This window comes from Paenibacillus xylanexedens (assembly GCF_017874615.1).
GTDB lineage: Bacteria > Bacillota > Bacilli > Paenibacillales > Paenibacillaceae > Paenibacillus > Paenibacillus xylanexedens.
Genome location: NZ_JAGIKV010000018.1, coordinates 98,494 through 117,489, shown reverse-complemented (window position 1 = coordinate 117,489; position 18,996 = coordinate 98,494). Strand labels below are relative to the sequence as shown.

At 48.3% G+C, this 18,996-nt stretch carries 12 protein-coding genes; 9 read left to right on the top strand and 3 right to left on the bottom strand.

The window, feature by feature from the left end:
• Nucleotides 1-136 precede the first annotated feature (136 nt).
• The 5 genes from J2Z28_RS21640 to J2Z28_RS21620 all read left to right on the top strand — a co-directional run bounded on the left by J2Z28_RS21640 (nt 137) and on the right by J2Z28_RS21620 (nt 5,838).
• Nucleotides 137-2,014, top strand: a complete 1,878-nt coding sequence (locus J2Z28_RS21640) for a rhamnogalacturonan lyase (protein ID WP_415841473.1) — start codon at nt 137-139, stop codon at nt 2,012-2,014.
• Between the two features lie 481 nt (nt 2,015-2,495).
• Nucleotides 2,496-3,575 (top strand): sulfate ABC transporter substrate-binding protein, encoded by a 1,080-nt coding sequence (locus J2Z28_RS21635; protein WP_036607530.1) that lies wholly within the window; start codon nt 2,496-2,498, stop codon nt 3,573-3,575.
• A gap of 87 nt (nt 3,576-3,662) precedes the next feature.
• The gene (cysT, locus tag J2Z28_RS21630) at nt 3,663-4,499 is read left to right on the top strand and encodes a sulfate ABC transporter permease subunit CysT (protein ID WP_127547780.1); all 837 of its coding nucleotides are present in this window, start codon (nt 3,663-3,665) and stop codon (nt 4,497-4,499) included.
• Between the two features lie 67 nt (nt 4,500-4,566).
• Nucleotides 4,567-5,442, top strand: a complete 876-nt coding sequence (cysW, locus tag J2Z28_RS21625; protein ID WP_211084240.1) for a sulfate ABC transporter permease subunit CysW — start codon at nt 4,567-4,569, stop codon at nt 5,440-5,442.
• A 156-nt stretch (nt 5,443-5,598) separates the two neighbouring features.
• Nucleotides 5,599-5,838: a YezD family protein gene (locus J2Z28_RS21620; protein WP_036607453.1), complete on the top strand. Its 240-nt coding sequence runs from the start codon at nt 5,599-5,601 to the stop codon at nt 5,836-5,838.
• Nucleotides 5,839-5,934: 96 nt separating this feature from the next.
• On the opposite strand, the gene J2Z28_RS21615 is transcribed toward J2Z28_RS21620, so the two are convergent.
• Complete coding sequence (locus J2Z28_RS21615; RefSeq protein WP_415841474.1) at nt 5,935-7,473, bottom strand: extracellular solute-binding protein; 1,539 nt, start codon at nt 7,471-7,473, stop codon at nt 5,935-5,937.
• A 353-nt stretch (nt 7,474-7,826) separates the two neighbouring features.
• On the bottom strand, nt 7,827-10,115 hold the full coding sequence (locus J2Z28_RS21610) for a helix-turn-helix domain-containing protein (protein ID WP_244988455.1): 2,289 nt from the start codon (nt 10,113-10,115) through the stop codon (nt 7,827-7,829).
• 396 nt (nt 10,116-10,511) lie between these two features.
• Between J2Z28_RS21610 and J2Z28_RS31545 the strand changes: the two genes are divergently transcribed.
• Nucleotides 10,512-13,223: an S-layer homology domain-containing protein gene (locus J2Z28_RS31545; RefSeq protein WP_280530849.1), complete on the top strand. Its 2,712-nt coding sequence runs from the start codon at nt 10,512-10,514 to the stop codon at nt 13,221-13,223.
• Between the two features lie 556 nt (nt 13,224-13,779).
• On the opposite strand, the gene J2Z28_RS21600 is transcribed toward J2Z28_RS31545, so the two are convergent.
• Nucleotides 13,780-14,667 (bottom strand): hypothetical protein, encoded by an 888-nt coding sequence (locus J2Z28_RS21600; RefSeq protein ID WP_211084237.1) that lies wholly within the window; start codon nt 14,665-14,667, stop codon nt 13,780-13,782.
• Nucleotides 14,668-14,778: 111 nt separating this feature from the next.
• Here J2Z28_RS21600 and J2Z28_RS21595 point away from each other — a divergent pair, with 111 nt between their 5' ends.
• From J2Z28_RS21595 to J2Z28_RS21585, 3 genes are all read left to right on the top strand, one after another.
• A complete protein-coding gene (locus tag J2Z28_RS21595; protein ID WP_211084236.1) occupies nt 14,779-15,207 on the top strand; it encodes a GNAT family N-acetyltransferase in 429 nt (142 codons plus the stop codon).
• Nucleotides 15,208-15,526: 319 nt separating this feature from the next.
• On the top strand, nt 15,527-16,159 hold the full coding sequence (locus tag J2Z28_RS21590) for an NAD(P)-dependent oxidoreductase (protein WP_036607440.1): 633 nt from the start codon (nt 15,527-15,529) through the stop codon (nt 16,157-16,159).
• Nucleotides 16,160-16,361: 202 nt separating this feature from the next.
• Nucleotides 16,362-18,041 (top strand): NAD(P)H-hydrate dehydratase, encoded by a 1,680-nt coding sequence (locus tag J2Z28_RS21585; protein ID WP_211084235.1) that lies wholly within the window; start codon nt 16,362-16,364, stop codon nt 18,039-18,041.
• Nucleotides 18,042-18,996 lie beyond the last annotated feature (955 nt).

Genomic DNA, 18,996 nt, shown 5'->3' with positions numbered 1-18,996 from the left:
ACCATTCAATTACTAAATTAGACCTATAGATGGAATTATATGTTTAATTTAAAATGAATATATTAAAGCGCTTACATAAAAAGATGGCGCTACAAGGGCATCGGGCTTACCAAACCAATTGGGGAGGCAATTGTTTATGGGAAATCGGTCATCATTGTGGAAGCGCACATTACGTACAGCCGGAGTATCGTTGTTGAGTTCCGCGTTACTGGTCACTTCGCTTGGCCTTGGCAACACATCGGTAACACATGCAGCGGGAGCAAGGCAGATGGAATATCTGGACCGCGGTGTGGTGGCTGTGAAGACCGGGACAGGTGTGTTTGTCAGCTGGCGGCTTTTGGGAACGGAAGGGTCGAATGTATCGTTTAACGTCTATCGGGATGGAACCAAGGTGAACGCTACGCCCATAACAAACAGCACCAACCTTCAGGATGCAAGCGGGACAAGCAGTTCCAAATACACGGTTCGCGCTGTCGTCAGTGGAACGGAGCAAGCTGCTTCAGCGGCAGCAAGCGTGTGGGGCAATAACTATCTATCTGTACCGCTCAGTGTACCCGCAGGTGGGACAACGCCCGATGGAGTAGCCTACAACTACAGTGCCAACGATGCCAGTGCAGGTGACCTGGATGGTGATGGTGAGTATGAATTAATCGTGAAGTGGGACCCTTCCAACTCCAAGGACAACTCCCAGAGCGGTTATACCGGGGAAGTGTTTATCGATGCCTACAAATTAAACGGAACACGCCTCTGGCGGATTAGTCTGGGCAAAAATATCCGTGCCGGCGCTCACTATACCCAATTCATGGTGTATGATCTCGATGGTGACGGCAAAGCCGAGGTTGCGATGAAAACAGCCGATGGCACCAAGGATGGTACTGGCGTGGTCATCGGGGATGCAAGCAAGGATTACCGCAATTCTAGCGGTTATGTGTTGTCTGGTCCCGAATTCCTGACGGTTTTCAATGGGCAGACTGGCAAAGCGCTCTCCACGGTGAACTACGAACCGGCGCGTGGCAATGTATCCGACTGGGGAGATAACTATGGAAACCGGGTGGACCGATTCCTTGCCGCCATTGCTTATCTGGATGGAGAGCGCCCAAGTCTGGTCATGGCGCGTGGATACTACACCCGTACCGTACTGGTAGCTTATAACTGGCGGAATGGACAGCTGACCAAACAATGGACATTTGATTCCAATACATCCGGCAATTCGGGTTATGCCGGGCAGGGCAATCATAATCTGAGTGTGGCGGACGTGGATGGGGATGGGAAAGACGAGATCGTCTATGGCGCCATGGCGGTGGACGATAACGGCAAAGGATTGTACACGACAGGACTTCATCATGGCGATGCCATGCATCTGAGTGACCTGGACCCGGACCGCTCTGGACTTGAGGTATTTCAGGTCCATGAGACACCGTCCAATGCGGGAGTAGAGTTCCGGGATGCAGGTACAGGCCAGTTAATCTGGGGAGTCAAAACAACAAAGGATATTGGACGCGGCATGGCGGCAGATATTGATCCAAGATATAAAGGTGCTGAAGTATGGGCAGACGGCAGTCTGTATACGGCCAAAGGGCAGAAGCTCGGGACAACCCTGCCATCCTCCACGAATTTTGGCATCTGGTGGGATGGGGATCTGCTCCGTGAACTGCTGGACAGCAACCGAATCGACAAGTGGAATTATGCCAACAGCACAACGATGAACCTACTCACCGCATCCGGCGTTTCTTCCAACAACGGAACCAAGTCTACGCCGAATCTGCAGGCCGATCTGTTCGGGGACTGGAGAGAGGAAGTGGTATGGCGGACGAATGACAGCTCAGCACTGCGGATCTATACCACAACAGCAGTTACGGACAAACGCATCTATACGCTGATGCATGATCCGGTGTACCGTCTTGGCGTCGCTTGGCAAAATGTAGCCTACAACCAACCGCCACACACCGGTTTTTATCTGGGAGAAGGCATGAGCACACCACCGGTACCCAATATCCGGTATGCGGGCAGATGAGGAATGGACAAGGTGTGGCTGTCCAATTCCGTTCATGTTTTCAATAGCCAGCGAAGCATGGGATTCGCTGAAGGGAACAACGGACGATGGTTCGTTGTTCCTCTTTTTTTTACCAATAGCCCAGAAATACGGTAAAAATCGGAAAAAACGTTTGACAGGTATATAGACTGCCTTTATTATACGTATATAACTTACTAAACAGGTAGGAATAATAAAAATGAATCTGTTTTCATTGTGAAAACGGTCATTTTACAGACAGATGCAACCATGCAACCTGAACAGAATAACGTTCTCACCGTATAGACGGAGGAACACCGCAGCGCATCCTTTTCAGATGGAGCATGCACGGCCTTAAGCCGGCATGACTTTATGGGGAGAAGTGCGCGGGGGTTCCTCCGTCTTCTTGTTTTTTACGGGGCGTTTGATCCTGTTCAGCCGGCCTGAGGTAGTCATGCAGATCTATATCGGGGGAGTGTTATTTATGAAAAAGAGAATTCACAAGGGTATTTTGGTTGGTCTGGCACTGGTATTAACAGGAGTTCTGGCAGCATGCGGATCGGATAGCGGCGGGTCCAGTGCGGCAGGAACATCGGGGGGAGCGGAAGGCGGCACAGAAGGGGCCAAGGCCATTGAACTGCTGAATGTTTCTTACGATCCAACGCGGGAACTCTATGAACAATATAACAAAGCGTTTGCGGCGCATTGGTTGAAAGAGAAGGGCCAGGAAGTAACCATCAAGCAATCCCATGGGGGATCGGGCAAACAGAGTCGTTCTGTTATTGACGGACTGGATGCAGACGTGGTGACGCTGGCATTGGGATACGATATTGATGCGATTGAAGATAAAGGTCTGATTAATGAAGGCTGGCAGGATAAATACGAGCATAACAGCTCTCCGTATACCTCTACGATTGTCTTCCTTGTACGTAAGGGTAATCCAAAGGGCATCAAGGACTGGGATGATCTGATCAAAGGGGATACGCAAGTCATCACCCCGAATCCTAAAACGTCCGGCGGGGCGCGTTGGAATTACTTGGCGGCATGGGGATATGCCCTTAAGCATAATAACAATGATGAAGAGAAGGCGAAGGAATTTGTTGGTGAATTGTTCAAACATGCGCCTGTGCTGGATTCGGGTGCTCGCGGATCTACGACAACGTTTGTTGAACGTGGCATTGGTGATGTGTTGCTTGCCTGGGAAAATGAAGCTTTCCTATCGGTAAAAGAGTTGGGTCCGGACAAATTCGATATTGTCGTGCCATCGGTTAGTATCTTGGCCGAACCACCGGTTGCGATTGTGGACAAAAATGCAGACAAAAAAGGAAGCCGCGACGTGGCGGATGCCTATCTGAAATATTTGTACAGTGAAGAGGGACAGACGATTGCCGCTGAAAATTATTACCGCCCAACGCTGGACAGCGTGGAGGAAAAATTCAAAGATCAGTTCCCGGCACTTGAGCTGTTCACATTGAAAGATGTATTTGGCACATGGCGGGATACTCAGGCCAAACATTTTAATGACGGTGGTATCTTCGACCAGATCTATGTTCCAGGCAGCTAAGGTTGCTCTGTTCAATGAACACCCGATCAATCGCGCTGTGAGCGGCCAACCAGCCTTACCGGCTGAAGGCAGAGAGGATGAACGTGCATGAGCAAGGTGGTTGTGGCGCGGAGACGCACATTGCCGGGATTTGGATTAACGATGGGTTACAGTGTGTTCTACCTGAGCCTGGTTGTACTTATTCCACTGGCTGCGCTGTTGTTTAACTCCACAGGGTTGACGTGGGCAACCATGATTGAGGTTGCGACCAACCCCAGGGTACTGGCTTCCTTCCAGGTCAGCTTCCTGACCGCAGGTGCAGCGGCGCTGATTGATCTCGTGCTGGGGTTACTCCTGGCATGGGTGCTTGTTCGGTATGAATTTCCGGGCAAAAGGTTGTTTGATGCGGTCATTGATCTGCCTTTTGCCTTGCCGACAGCGGTAGCAGGGGTTGCTCTTACGGCGATCTATGCCGGCAATGGCTGGATTGGGCAGTTTGTAGAACCTTTGGGCATCAAGCTCGCCTATTCACAGGCCGGGATTACGCTGGCGCTGATGTTTATTGGAATTCCGTTTGTAGTTCGCACGGTGCAACCGGTGTTGGAGGAGCTGGAGGCAGAGGTGGAAGAGGCGGCTGCTACACTGGGGGCAGGAAGATGGCGGATATTCCGCACGATTCTGTTGCCAGATCTGATTCCACCGCTGCTGACGGGTTTTGCTCTGGCATTTGCCCGGGGCATTGGCGAATATGGCTCGGTTGTGTTTATCTCAGGTAATATGCCGATGAAAACGGAGATTGCCCCCTTGCTGATCATGGCCAAGCTGGAGCAGTTCGATTATGCAGGCGCTACAGCTGTAGCTTTGCTGTTACTTCTGGTTTCTTTCATTCTGCTACTGATCATTAATTCCTTGCAACGTTGGAGCCGAAAGGCGGGCAGAGCATGACAATGAAGCATGGTGGAATAAGGATATTAAAAGACGTCACTCACCGAAACCAAAGGAGGTGCAGCATATGGCGGGTTCTATCCCACTGAGCCCTGTTCCACCCGTAAAGACCGGGCGTGGAACTAACCGTGCAACAACGGAGGCTCCATGGGTCAAATGGTTGTTGATTGGACTGGCAAGCCTGGTACTCATATGGCTGCTTATTTTGCCACTGGCCATTGTGCTCATGGAGGCGTTGAAGCAGGGCTGGGGTGTGTACATCGCGGCTCTTACCGAGCCGGATGCCATGTCTGCACTGAAACTCACGTTATTAGTTGCGGTGATTACCGTACCGCTGAATACGATATTTGGTGTGGCCGCTGCATGGGTCATTACCAAATTCCAGTTCAAGGGCAAGGGACTTATGATCACCCTGATTGATCTTCCCTTTTCCATCTCGCCTGTGGTGGGCGGGTTGATCTTTGTATTGGTCTTTGGTTCAAATGGGTGGTTTGGGCCGTGGCTGTCCGAACATGATATCAAAATCATTTTTGCGCTGCCAGGCATTGTCATTGCAACGTTGTTTATTACCTTCCCCTTTGTAGCCAGGGAGTTGATTCCATTAATGGAGGACCAGGGAACCCGGGAAGAGGAAGCGGCGGTTACGCTGGGTGCTTCCGGGTGGCGAATCTTCTGGAGTGTAACCTTGCCCAACATCAAATGGGGGCTGCTGTACGGCATTATTCTGTGTAATGCTCGTGCTATGGGTGAGTTCGGAGCCGTATCTGTGGTGTCCGGACATATCCGCGGGGAGACCAATACGTTACCACTTCATGTGGAGATTTTGTATAACGAATATCAATTCTCGGCTTCGTTTGCCGTAGCATCCCTGCTCCTGATTCTGGCTCTCGCCACGTTGCTGCTCAAGAGCTGGCTTGGACACAAAGCCGTTTCAGAAAAGTGATGATGAGAAGAAGAAAATACAGATTGACAGCTACTGGAAGCCCTGCTAATGTATAAACCAAGTATATAGGTTGGATAAGAATGATTTATAAATCCGTTGGATGACAGCGTACTTAGGAATATGGCGGGCAATAGCCCGAGAAGAGGAGGCGGCTCTATGGCTAAGCCGTTAAAAGTGGATGAGGTATGGTTGGACCGAATTGCCGGACAGCTGAATGACATGGAGTTTGGTTCTTTGCATATCGTGGTGCACGAAGGTCAGATTGTGCAGATGGAGCGGACCGAACGCAAGCGTTTTGAAAACACGCCCTCAGGCAGCGCCTCCAAATCCGGAAGCACGGCACGAAGCAGTTCAGCCCGTTCACTACGCGGATCAAATGCGAGTGCAAAGGGATAGAGAGTGACGTGAGGGAAGCGAAGATAGGTGCATAGAAACACACAAATGTATACTTTTCAGAAACTCATGGGAAGTGCATGTTCCAGATCTTCCTACTTATTGTGCGCGACTTGTCTCCATATGCTCCTTATACCAATGATTCGCTTCAAGCAATACCTGTTGCCCACCTGCATCCATGAATTCTTTCACAAAGGTATCGAAATACCCCACAGGCTGATCGCCAGTGATGATGGAGATGTACGCTCTGTCTCTCATGCGAATCAATTCAGATGAATATTGAATCAGGGCAGGGGTTGCAACCTCCAGGCGATTATAGATACCATTCTCCGTCAACCCTGCAGATGCAGCCCACTGTTCACGTTTGTCCGAGGGTGTACCTGGAACCGTCATGCCGATACTTGAGCCGATCATATTAATATAATTCTCCATTCTGTTGTATGGGTAAAGTAAATGGAACGAGTTTGAATCTTCAGCGCTCCAATTCCAGTGTTTTCCTGGAAGGCCATACTCCATTTTGATCTGCTCCTCCGGATCGGGGTTGGCACTTACATAATCGAGTATCTCCAAAATTTTCTCCAGTTTTCCCGGCTCCTTCGCAGCCTCAGCTCCTATAGCAATAAAATTCATCAGCAGATTGTTCCCTTTTGAACCGCTATGTCCATCAGGACCAATAACAGGAGAACCAAATACAACCTCTGCAGTTGCGTTTTTCTGTAACAGCTCATTAACATTGAACGAGGCTCCCACAGGGGTTTCTTGGCCATTTTCATTAAGGACACTGTAGTCTCCCTCTTGATTCCAATGATAATAGTTGCCCATCGAGGTCATCCCAATTTTTCCATTAATAAAAGCATGGGATAGATGTTTATAGCCGCCTTTATTTTCGCCGGTTATGAACTCAGGGTCGATAATTCCGTCCCGATACCACTTTTGCATATAAGCCAATGCTTTTTTCATCTCAGGCTCCAAAGCACCGATCACAAGTTGGTTTTTTTTTTCATTAAAATACAGTTGCTCGGTGAAAACGGACTGTCCAAAAGCGCCAAACACGACATTTAAGCCCTCTCTGGATAGGCCATACGTATCCTGTTTACCATTTCCGTCTGGATCATCTTTGGCAAAAGCATACATAACCGTTTCAAATTCATCTAATGTTTTTGGCACCTCCAGACCAAGCTGCTTAAGCCAGTCCTCTCGGTATACAACAGGGGTTCGATAGATGTTGGTCTGATTAATAGCCGGAATTCCATATAAGCCACCGTTTATTTTTCCATACTCTAAATAACGTGAATCATAATCGCGAATTCGCTGTACGATATTTGGCGCATATTGTTCAAGGACTTCCGGGGAGATTTCCGCTAAGACCCCTTGCATTTGATACTTAAGCAGATCATGCGGTTGTCTGATTCGGAACAGATCGGGTATTTTCCCTTGAGCAAGCTCCAGGTCCAGCAGTTCCTCGTACCGCTTGTTCTCAAGATTCCACACCTCCAGATCGACATCAAACCGATCCTCAATATATGCAATCATCTCGGCGTCTTCAGGAACAGGGATATTTTGATGCATGGTCCAGGATATCGTATACTGCGGTGCTGTCTCCTTCTCAGCACTTGCTAGATGGTCCTGCTGTTGCACTTGTGCTGTTTCTCTCCCTAAAAAGGTACACCCACTTGTAAATACGAGAAGGAGGAGCATTGCGGAATATAGACATAACTTTCTTGAAAGGTTAAGGTTCATAGCAGCTCCTTTACTAATTTTAAATTCTATATAGGTTTAATCAAAGAATATTTACACGGACACTCCGATGACAGAATAACCTTCCGATCGCTGTTATTCCCAGATTTCTTTTGATCCCTTCTCTAAAGGGAGAAATCCGGGAATAGCGTATGCTTCCGAAGCAGCTTTCTTTCAGAAAGCTTTTAGGCGAACGCTTCGCTTCTTCAGGTTCTTTCTGTCCTCTCCGTTTTTGTGTAAATGTTAAATTGATCCTATATAGATCCCTGCTCCATTAGATTGCGCATGAAGTTTTTTGGTGTACAGCCGTGAATTTCTTTGAACTTCTTAATGAAATAGGCAGGGGTACGGTAACCGACCGTACTTGCGACCTGCTCAACCGTAATTTCACGCTGTGTCATGAGTTCCCGTGCGCGTTCCATTCTCTGATTCGTAACATATTCGGAATAAACAATCCCGGTTTCTTCCTTGAAAAGTTTACTCAGATATTTAGGGCTGATGAATACTTGCTCTGAGACATGATCCAGCGTGAGATCGCCTGATAAGTGCTCGTGAATATAGGCTTTGACAGCCGAGATGGTATCCACACTTCGTACCTCGCTTCGCTTCTCCATCTGCATCACAAATTCGGTCACGAGATGAATCATCCATTCCGAGTATCGGTTGATATTGTAGAACAATGAAAATTGCTTGTACATATTCAATGAACTCGCCTCGGTGGGTTGCAGGCGCACCTGATTAATACACTCAGCGTAAATAGATACCGTTTTTAATAAGATGATCCGACTGTATTCGGCGGAATAGGGGCCTTCCTTTATTGTCGCGACCAATTCCTGAATGGCCTGAACCGTACCTTGCACATCCCGAGTCTGCAATTTCTTTTCAAAGTTTACGAGGTATGACTCCGGGATTTCCAAACTGCTGGCTTCCCTGTTCAGAAGATCAAGATCCTGAATAGCAGATTGCTCGGGGAAGAAGTAGCTGTATCGAATCAGGGTATTCGCCTGATGATAGCTTGTGTGAATCTTCGTGAAGTGTTCTACCCATCCGCCTAACGATAGTACAAATTCCAGACCAAATCTGCTGCGCGCCTCAGCGTGAATAAAGTCTACAATGTGATCAGAGAGAGGTTCTGCGGGTTGGTTGGTACAGATAATTACTGCTATTTTGTGATCCTGCAATTCCTCTGCCAGCAGTTGAGTTCCATCCATTTCTGCGATCTCCAGTTGCTGGATCATCGTATACAACGTATGCTGCAACTGTCGTGGCTGCAGATCCTTCCACTTCTCATTGACAGGGTCAATGACGATGCAACGGAAGCGAGAGTAGGCCATTGAAATGTGAACAGACTGGAGCTGTTCCGTAAGTTCCTCGGGTGTAAATCGATTATTTAACATATTGAGCATGATACTATGCTTAATCATTCTGTGATTGGCCTGTAAGGTTTCTTCAAGACTATCAACTTTATTGGACAGACTGTTAAACGTTGTATCGATGAAACGATATTCGTCCTGCTTTAAGCTGGTTGGGCTATCCATCCGGCTCTTGATGTTATTCATGATTCGTTTAAGAGGACTATAGTTGGCCCTGGTAAAGATGGACGACATCGCTATTCCAACCGCAACAGCCAATAAACCGAGAAGAACCGAAATCTCCTTCAAGCTATCCAATTTATAATAGAAGCTTTCATTAGGTGTGGTTGTGTAGATTCTCCATGCATTTCCTTTAAATTGATCTTGGGTAACCACATGAGAGTCATAGTTAAATACAGGTGTGAAGCGCTCATCTGAAGAATGAAAGGTGAGCAGCGACTGCGTCAGATTCTCCTCCGTGGAGCTGCCTATCAACGTTTTGTCCGCGGCAGATATGACAGTTCCGTCCTGATCGATGATCAATGTATTCGCATAGTCAGCAGGGAGCATATTTTTAATGATCTGACTGATCGCTGATTCTTTGATATCAATCGCAATCATGGCCTTACTGTCTTGTCCAGACGATTGAAACGGGTAACTATGGACATAGGAAATTAGAGGACTCATCTTGCCCTGTTCCCGTGATTCGATATAAACATCCTGAGGCACCATGCGGGTCTTCATCCATAAGGAGCTTTCTGGAGTCTCTTTCATCGCAGTAATCCAATCCGTCGTATGATCCACACTCGAAGGCGTGTCCTCATAGAGCAATAGCCCATATACAGATGAGACGATGAAGTGGTTCTTCGTATCGTACACATGAATAGCTTCAATGAGATCGGAGTAATTTTGTACCATATTTTTGAGGGACTGTTCGATGTCCAGGATTTTGCTATGGTTTCCTTTTAAGCTATCTAAATCGATACTAGCGGCGTTACCGAGTGCCAGGGACAGATAGACCTGATTCACCTTCTGGATAACGGAGCTCTCAATATAATTGACAGTGCTTTTCAGTGACAGCTGATTATTGATTCGAATCTCTTTGCTGTATTGATGGGAGAAGAAGAGGTATAGAATGGAGCCGAAAAGAAGCGCAATGACAAGAACAACAGCAAGGTAGGAAAGAACCATCTTGGATCTTACAGTTTGAAATGGCTTATGAATTCTTTTTCCCCCTTCATGTCTCTTTTCTAAACAACTTCATCATTATATAGCAGGCCGAGGACTAGAAATCATGTTGATCGAAATTTAACAAACTCCCACTCCATAATTTACTTTCAGTTAATAAAGCGTTTACAAAAGCAGGTATTTTAATTGATAAATGTAGTATCTAACTCCATTTTTCTTGGCATATAAGCTCCGGAACGTACGATTTTGATATAAAACGGAATTTGTTCTATAGATGCGAAACGCTCCCTAATGCTACAGTAACGGCAGATCAGACATCTGTATAGAGTCTTTCTTACTCATTTGCAGATGCAGAAGCAAAAAATAATTTACCATAATGGGAGCGTGTATTTGCAAGCCATGAGAAAACCACTTAAAAAGTCACTGGCATTACTTCTAATGTTGTCTATGGTAGGTCCGACATTTGCAGAGAAGAGTTTTGCAGCCGATCAGAAGATTCAGTTCTCTGATATTAAGGGACACTGGGCGGAAGCGAATATTCAAGCATGGGGTGATAAAGGATTAATTCGAGGTTACCTGGATCATTCATTCAAACCGAATACGTATATTACCAGAGCAGAATTTATGAATTTGGTAAACGGTGCTTTTGGATATTCCGGACAAGCTAAAATTACTTTTAACGATGTGTCTGAGAGTGCATGGTATTACGAAGCAATTTCTATTGCAAATGCGAATGGATATATAGATGGATACACCGATGGCACAATGAAGCCGCAAGATTCGATCACCCGTCAAGAAGCAGCTAAAGTGATCGCTGGCATTTTGAATCTGGAGTTAAATGAAACAGCAGCGAATGTATTTAGCGATTCATCGTCTATAGCGGCGTGGAGCAAGGGAGCTGTAGGTGGAGCGGTAGCAGCGAAAATTATCTCCGGATATGCAGATGGAACCTTCAAACCGCTTCATTCCATTACTCGTGCCGAAGTGGTGTCTGCGCTCGTTAAAGCTGTGGAAACAGATGCTACTACAGCTGCCAAACCAGCTAAGCCAAAAGGAACGGCAACCGCACTGAATGTTAATCCCCCGGCAGATGAAGCTCGGTTGTCCGCCGTGAAGCACGGAGCCAATGCCGGAGACGACACCTTGAAAAATATTGTGGAAACCAATCCGTTTATTGATATTTTGGACGGTTTTGATCAAGTATGGTCCATGAACCTAGCGGATTGGAGAGATGGAACAGCGGCAACTAAAATTGGAGCTGACGGGAAAAATGCAAAGTATGGAGATGGACCGACTCCATATTATGACGGCTTTAAGAATGATCCAACCGTAGCTGTTGCTGATCAGAAAACATATGCAAATGAAGAGATCCGAAACAAAGCGACTTGGGAAGCCAATATCAAATATGTAGAAAAGGTCACGCAAAATCGCACAGGTGAAGAGACATTGGCAGCCTATTATGATGACCAAAGAGATAAGATCTATAGCGTGATGGAGGGCTTTGGTCCGTTGGCTAACACGTATGTAGATATCATCAAGCCAAAGACAAACGTTGAACGAACGGTGGACGAGATGAATGTGGTATTGACCGAAGAAACAGTGGAAGATGAAAGCCAAGGCATTGGAGATTGGGAAGCAAAGACGGAACTTGCAGACTTGGTTCATTTAGTTGATCTGGTTCGATTCAAAATTCCTGCCTCATCTAATCCCTCTAAATATTTCTACTCTTCCCCTAGACCGTGGAGAATGAATTCCAATGGAGAAGTGAAAGAAGTTGTTGACAGCAAAGGACTGCCTGTATGGGAAACCTTGGGCGAAGGTGAGAAAAAAGAAGTACCTTTGGCTTCAGGCGGCACCAAATCAACAGGAGAAAAACATTACCAGCAATACGAAACTAACGTTAAACTTATTCCTGCGTTAACTTATGTCAAACGAATCGCTGAGGATGGAAGAGGGAAAGATGGCGCATTTCCGAGCGGACATACCAGTGCAGCTTACTTATCCGTATTTCCTTTGGCATACGCTACACCAGAACGATTCACTGAATTGTTAACGAGAGCAGCTCAGTTGGGCGAGAATCGAATTGTAACGGGGATGCACTCACCGCTTGATGTTATCGGAGGAAGAATACAATCCACAGCCATGGCTGCATATGCACTTAATCAGGCTGAGAACAAAGATGTGTTAGAGAAAGGTTATGAGAATGCAGGAGAAGTATTTGGAGCTGCAGCCAAGGAAAAAAAGTTGAGTCTGTATGAGTATGCACACACCGTAACTGAGGATTACACGTTCAAGAGTGCTTACGATGAACACAAATGGGAAGATCATGATGCCAATAAAGCCTTCTATAGAGAAAAGATGACTTACGGTCTACCACAAACCGGAACCAAAGGTTTGGCTCCAGTTGTACCGCAAGGAGCAGAAGCCCTGTTAGAAACACGTCAACCGTATTTAACAGATGAGCAACGCAGACAAGTATTGTATACAACATCCATTGACTCTGGATATCCTGTACTGGATGAATCCAAGGGCTGGGGTAGAATTGATCTGGTCACGGCTGCGGATGGCTACGGCGCATTCTTGAACAATGTAACTGTGGATATGGACGCTTCCAAAGGGCGCTTCAATGCACAAGACTGGTGGAGAAATGATATCACCGGTAGTGGAATGCTCACGAAAAAGGGGACAGGCACCCTTACATTGACAGGGAAAAATAGCTACACTGGCGGAACATTACTGCAAGCAGGAACGCTGGTAGCTGAATCTGAAACTGCTTTTGGTACAGGTGATCTGTATGTAGAAAATGGAACAGTTGTCGTCGATGTCGACGGAGCACTCAACTTAAATAGAAACTTTACCATGGATAACGGTACGTTGGAATTGGTAGTGGCTGACAACAACAGTCAACTGAATGTCGGCAGAAAGCTCTATATTGATGGAGGAAGTCTCAAACTCGACTTGTCCAAGCATAAGATTGAAGGTGCCAAAGATATTACGTTAATCACGGCTAATGGAATTACAGGTGAATTCGACAGTGTAACGGCAGATGGTTATGACGTGACTGTCACGTACGAAAAGGGCCGCGTCATTGCACATGTTGTAGCCAAATAAGTGAAGTAATTATCCATGATATAAATTGAACTAAAGAATGTCACACATGCTACTTGGATGACAGAATAACCTTCGGATAATTTTTCGCAAGACAAGATTAGTAATATAGAAAAGGGCTGAAGCTACAATGTAGTTTCAGCCCTTTTTGCGTACTTGAAGAATTTAGAGCGTGTCCTCTCAGCGCGCTTGGAACAGAGTATGAGCAGGGATTGAGCGCAACGAATCTGAGACACGTTATATCGAAATGTACGGCGTTTTAGAGCGTTTTTATCGAGCGATTTTTGAAAATAACGTGTCTGAGGTTCTTTACAATTTTGAAAGAGGCTGTAGAGGTAATATAAGACGTCCTGTGTTCCTTAGAGAATCGACTGGTTACTCAATAGGAACATCCAGACGGGAGTTCCATAATTTTGGGACACTGACATCCATCATCGTATAGCATGCCGAGTAAGGAGACACGACCTGATCGGTGAAAATCCAGCCGAGGGAGGGCCAAGTCTCGTATCATCGATGTGGGTATCTAAGTTTAATCATACGGAAGCGGCTGAATCGTAGGTTATTCGTCGGTGTTGGTACCAGATGTACGACGTGTATTTCCTTCCATCTCCGTAGAGACTTGCTTCGTTGGTTCCATATCCGTATGTCCTGCGTAGGGGCGATCACTTCGAGAGCGTGTCCCAGTCAACCCGAAGCCCGAAGTGAATATAATCAGCTGTAGTCCCAGTGCATAGGGTGCAGCAACAGGTCCAATCAGATGGAGCAAGGAGCATAGCGCGATCAGCAAGGAGAGCATTTTGGTTACTGTACTTGACCTATCCCGTCGTGGGCTGGCCCAGAGCAGGTAACCATATATTATGGTGATCATCAGGGAAATTGCGCGAATCCATGGCAAGATGCTGTCCCATGAGTCTACATGGACGTCCAACATCCACTGACGAAATACCAGATCTGAAACTAGAAACCCTGTAGCCGCCAGTGCGGCTGGTTCGGCTACGGGCCGAAGGATGGTCCAGACCGCTGTGCCCCAATGATCTGCATGAGTCTCCCGGCTGAGTTCATCCGATAATACGGTGCATTCCCGTTCCAGTGCTCTGTGCATCAGTCCGATTCTGGCAGGATCATGATCCTTAATACAGTCACGGATCTGGTCCTGTAGCTGAGGGGATAGGTAAGATGCAGCTTTGCAGGCTAACATTGCTGTTATCAGATCGTCATGTTCGTGTTCCGATCGTTCATAATTCCGATTTTCCTGGAAGGTAAGTTGTCCCAAGAGGGCTGTACTTATGTATAATGTATCTCGTATCCTTCTCATTCGCCTTTCGTGGCTGCGGCGAACTTCAGTGGCAGACCATATGTATATCCCCAGAAGCAAAGCCATGACTCCAAACAGCACAGCCACAGCGCCTGGGCGCGATGTTAGATCTTCAATCCAACGTTGAAACACACTTGTTCCTCCTTTGCACCAACTTCACGTATCATGAAACACGCTTCACGTAAGCTTTCTCTCACTATTACACAGGAAGTAGATGAATTCAAGCAGAAAGGGGCACAATTCATGGATCATGTGAGTATTGAACACACACCACCCGCAGCGGTGGAGTATCTTGCCTTACGGCAGGTTTCGGGTCTTAGCCCGATGAGCAGGGAAGGGGCGGAGATTGGATTACCGAATAGCCTGTTTGCCGTATGTCTGCGTGAAGAGGATATGCTGATAGGCATGGGGCGAGTGATTGGAGATGGAGGTTGTTTCTTTCAGGTCGTCGATATTGCTGTACACCCGGATGTTCAAGGAATGGGGTATGGAAAACTGATCATGAGCGAGATTATGAATTATCTGCGTAAAGCAGTACCTGCCCGTGGTTTAGTCAGCCTGTTGGCGGATGTTCCGGCAGATCAACTTTATGCTCAATTTGGATTTGAATACACCAGCCCAAAATCGGAGGGTATGTGGTGGAGGCAGGGAGAAGAAGGACCGACTACCTAGCGGAACGAAAACTGAAATCTTGAGATAAGAATAGATTCTATGTCGTATGAAATTATCTTATTATAGCCGCATTTAGCGGCTTTTTTCATGATTCGTGTTGAGTGCTTGCGGAGAGAGGGGATACTTAAGAGTGTCGGTGCTTCTTCCGCTAGTTGAAGTAAAGATTATTTTTCTACATATAAGCTATAAGAGATAGGTTTACAAGATGTCACATCCGGTTTAAGATGGCGTGAGCCGTTTAAGGTATATAACAATAGGATTAAGTATTAAAATAACGGTAAGTTGACAAGATGATATCTACAGAAAAGAGGGAATTCATATGAAAGTAGCCATTTTTGGAGCAACCGGAGCGATCGGCAAGATGATACTGTGGGAGCTGATGGATCGTGGGCATGAAGTGACAGCGGTGGTGCGTGACCCTTCGAAGGTTGAGATGGTTCATGAGCGTTTGCGTGTAGAACAGGGAGATCTGCTTAACCCGGATCAGGTTGCTGATTTTGCAGCGGGTCAGGAAGTGGTTGTGAGTGCATATGGACCGAAGTTTGGTGGAGAAGAAGAGATGCTGGAAGTGACACGTTCGTTGATCGAGGGTGTGCGCCGGGCAAAAGCAGGACGTCTGGTTGTAGTTGGTGGAGCGGGAAGCTTGCTAACCGATTCCGGGGATATGCTGATGGATACGCCGGGATTCCCGGAAGAAGTCAAACCACTCGCAAAAGCCCATGCAGAAGCATATGACCTGATTGAAGCATCAGGTATTCACTGGACCTACATGAGCCCTGCTGCGACAATCACAACAGGACGTCGGACAGGCCAGTTCCGGGTTGGCATGAACCGGGTGATTACGGATGATATCGGGGAAAGCTCGATTTCCGTTGGCGATTTTGCAGCGGCTTTGGTGGATGAACTGGACGATCCGCAATTTATCCAAGCACGGTTTACGGTAGGTTATTAAGCGTAGACAGGCTTTGGAATGGATGATTTAATCTGAAGGTCTCGTACACGGATCGATAGAGTTTTCGATGATGTATCGAGTGGATTGTGGTAACTGGATGAGGTAAGAGGAAAGATAGCGATACACATATAAGATGCAGAGTTTAGGTGCAAAGTTGCTACTTTTAAGTATGAGATGAGCTTGTCACGGGGAGGGATGAACGTTGTTTATCGTAACCGCTGAACAGATGAGAGCTGTGGACGAGTATACCATTCATAAGCTGGGTATTCCTGCTGCCAGTCTAATGGAGAATGCAGGCCGAGCCATTGCTGAGGAAGTGATCAAGCTGTGCCGGGAAGGGCAGGCAGAAGGCCGGCTTGCGGATTCAGGGCAGCTTGGCTATAGCAGCAAGACCGATGCTAGGCGGGCACACACCGGGCCCGGTGATCGGCAAGGTTATGGTGGCGACATCATCGCCGATCCGGCGCTGGTGATGGAGCGCCCGGGAGATCAGCTGTGGTACATGCTGATCGGCAAGGGCAACAATGGCGGCGATGGGCTGGTGGCCGCGCGCCATTTGGTTGAAGCAGGGCTTGGCGTGACATTGGTCTACGCCGATGCCCCTGATGCACTGCGGGGCGAAGCCGCAGTGCAACGGGATGCCGCCGCGAAGCTTGGCATCCCTGCTCTTGTCCACGGGCGCGAAGCCGTGGACTTCAGCCGGTGCACAGGCATCGTGGATGCGCTGCTGGGCACCGGCTCGCGGGGGGCGCCGCGCGGAGCTTACGCGGCGCTGATTGAGACGGCGAACGACAGCGGCAAGCCGGTCGTGTCCGCCGATGTGCCAAGCGGGCTGGACGCCGACACCGGAGAGGTGTACGAGCCCTGCATTCAAGCCCGGGTGACCGTATGCCTCGCGCTGCTTAAGCGCGGGCTGGTGCAGTACCCGGGCGCTTCTGCCGCGGGGCGCATTGTGGTGCGCGCCATCGGCATTCCCGCGCGGCTTGCGCCAGAGCATGGCCCCTCGGTCCGTCTGCTGACGGACGAGGTGTTGCGCGGTGCGCTGCGCGTGGATACAGGCCGTCTACGGGCACCGGACGGCCACAAGGGCACCTACGGCCACGTACTGTTGGCCGCAGGAAGTCTGCCGATGAGCGGCGCTGGCCTGCTCTCGGCCAAGGCCGCGCTGCGCGCAGGTTGCGGGCTCGCCACATGGGCGCTGCCCGCGGCACTGCTGCCGCATGTCATCGGCACCGTGCCCGAGCTCATGCTTGCTGCCGCCGCCGATGGCGACAGCGGCGAATGGAACGCGGCTTCCGCCGACGCCGTGCTGCGTCTCGCGGAGAGCCGCGACGTGCTCGCGACCGGCCCCGGCCTCGGCCGCTTCAAGGGCGACACAGACTGGCTGCGCCGTCTGTGGCAACATACGGATCGTCCGCTCGTCATCGACGCGGACGCCCTCAACATGCTGGCAGACGCTGGCCCACATGGGCCTCGCGACTGGGGCCAGCGAAGTGCGGCGACAATTCTGACGCCGCACCCTGGCGAGATGGGCCGACTGCTGGGCATGTCGACCCCAGAGGTGCAGCGTGACCGCATAGGACACGCTGCAAGATACGCCCGCGAGCAGGGCGTGACCCTTGTGCTCAAGGGAGCACGAACGGTCATCGCAACGCCGTCCGGCGAGGCGTACATCAACACCACCGGGCACGCCGGCATGGCGACTGGCGGTGCCGGAGACGTATTGACCGGCATCATCGCCGGTCTGCTTGCCCAAGGGCTCAGCGCGGAGCAAGCCGCCACGTTCGGCGTATATCTCCACGGACAGGCCGCTGAACGTGCAGCACTGCTGCGCGGTGACCCATCGTCCCTGCTGGCCGGAGACATCATCGACGCACTGTAAGGATGGGGCAGGTGTGGGACAAACTCGCGGTTTTGGGTTACTACCTATGACGGTTCGTTTTCAGACTGCAAGTGATCCAACGAAGCAGGCACCAAAAGTAAATGAGTGAACGTTGTCCATTGTCCATTGTTCATTGCTCAGTACTCATTTGCTCAATGAACATTGCTCAATACCCATTGCTCAATTCCCAGTGCCCTAACGAACCTGATACACCTTATACCACGGTTTACATCGAGGAGCAAAAGCTAACGAACCTCATCCACGTTATTTCTGTGTATTTCAGATAAAACACCTGAAAAACCGGACTAAATTAGGGAATAGAATGCCTGAGATTCGTTAGATTTTATAATCTGCAATTAATGGCCCAATAAGGTTTGCTCAGTTCGTTAAACGTTTGGATCTGAAACGCTGATGCCTTTTTATCTATATAAGTTGAACTAAAGAATATTTACACTAGACACTCTGTTGACAGAACAACCTTCCGATCGCTGTTATCCCCAGTTTTTTCTTTTATAAATTAGGAAATCCGGGATAGCGTATGCTTCCGAAGCAGCTTTCTTTCAAAAAGCTCTTAGACGAAGCGTATGCTTCCGAGGCGGCTTTCTTTCAAGAAGCTTTTAGGCGAAGCGTATGCTTCCAAAGCGGCTTTCTTTCAAGAAGCTTTTAGGCGAAGCGTATGCTTCCGAAGCAGCTTTCCTTCAAAAAGCTTTTAGGCGAAGTATATGCTTCCGTGTCAGCTTTCTCTCAGATAGCTTTTACCTCCGCTACTTCAGGTTCTTTCTGTCCTCTCTGTTTTGAGTAAATGTTTAGTTCAATTAAATACTTTCATATCTCTGAAACAAATAATTTTTAGATGAAACGACAACGATTAGTTACTGAAAAGGGGAGCCCTGTCATGATCCATGACGGAGGCTCCCCTTTATTTGTTTGTATGTTCACGCTACCTGATCCTGGC

Coding starts and splice junctions, on each gene's coding strand:
- J2Z28_RS21610 (WP_244988455.1), bottom strand. CDS start 10,115: ATGGTTCTTTCCTACCTTGCTGTTGTTCTTGTCATTGCGCTTCTTTTC.
- cysT (WP_127547780.1), top strand. CDS start 3,663: ATGAGCAAGGTGGTTGTGGCGCGGAGACGCACATTGCCGGGATTTGGA.
- J2Z28_RS21635 (WP_036607530.1), top strand. CDS start 2,496: ATGAAAAAGAGAATTCACAAGGGTATTTTGGTTGGTCTGGCACTGGTA.
- J2Z28_RS21640 (WP_415841473.1), top strand. CDS start 137: ATGGGAAATCGGTCATCATTGTGGAAGCGCACATTACGTACAGCCGGA.
- J2Z28_RS31545 (WP_280530849.1), top strand. CDS start 10,512: ATGAGAAAACCACTTAAAAAGTCACTGGCATTACTTCTAATGTTGTCT.
- cysW (WP_211084240.1), top strand. CDS start 4,567: ATGGCGGGTTCTATCCCACTGAGCCCTGTTCCACCCGTAAAGACCGGG.
- J2Z28_RS21620 (WP_036607453.1), top strand. CDS start 5,599: ATGGCTAAGCCGTTAAAAGTGGATGAGGTATGGTTGGACCGAATTGCC.
- J2Z28_RS21595 (WP_211084236.1), top strand. CDS start 14,779: ATGGATCATGTGAGTATTGAACACACACCACCCGCAGCGGTGGAGTAT.
- J2Z28_RS21590 (WP_036607440.1), top strand. CDS start 15,527: ATGAAAGTAGCCATTTTTGGAGCAACCGGAGCGATCGGCAAGATGATA.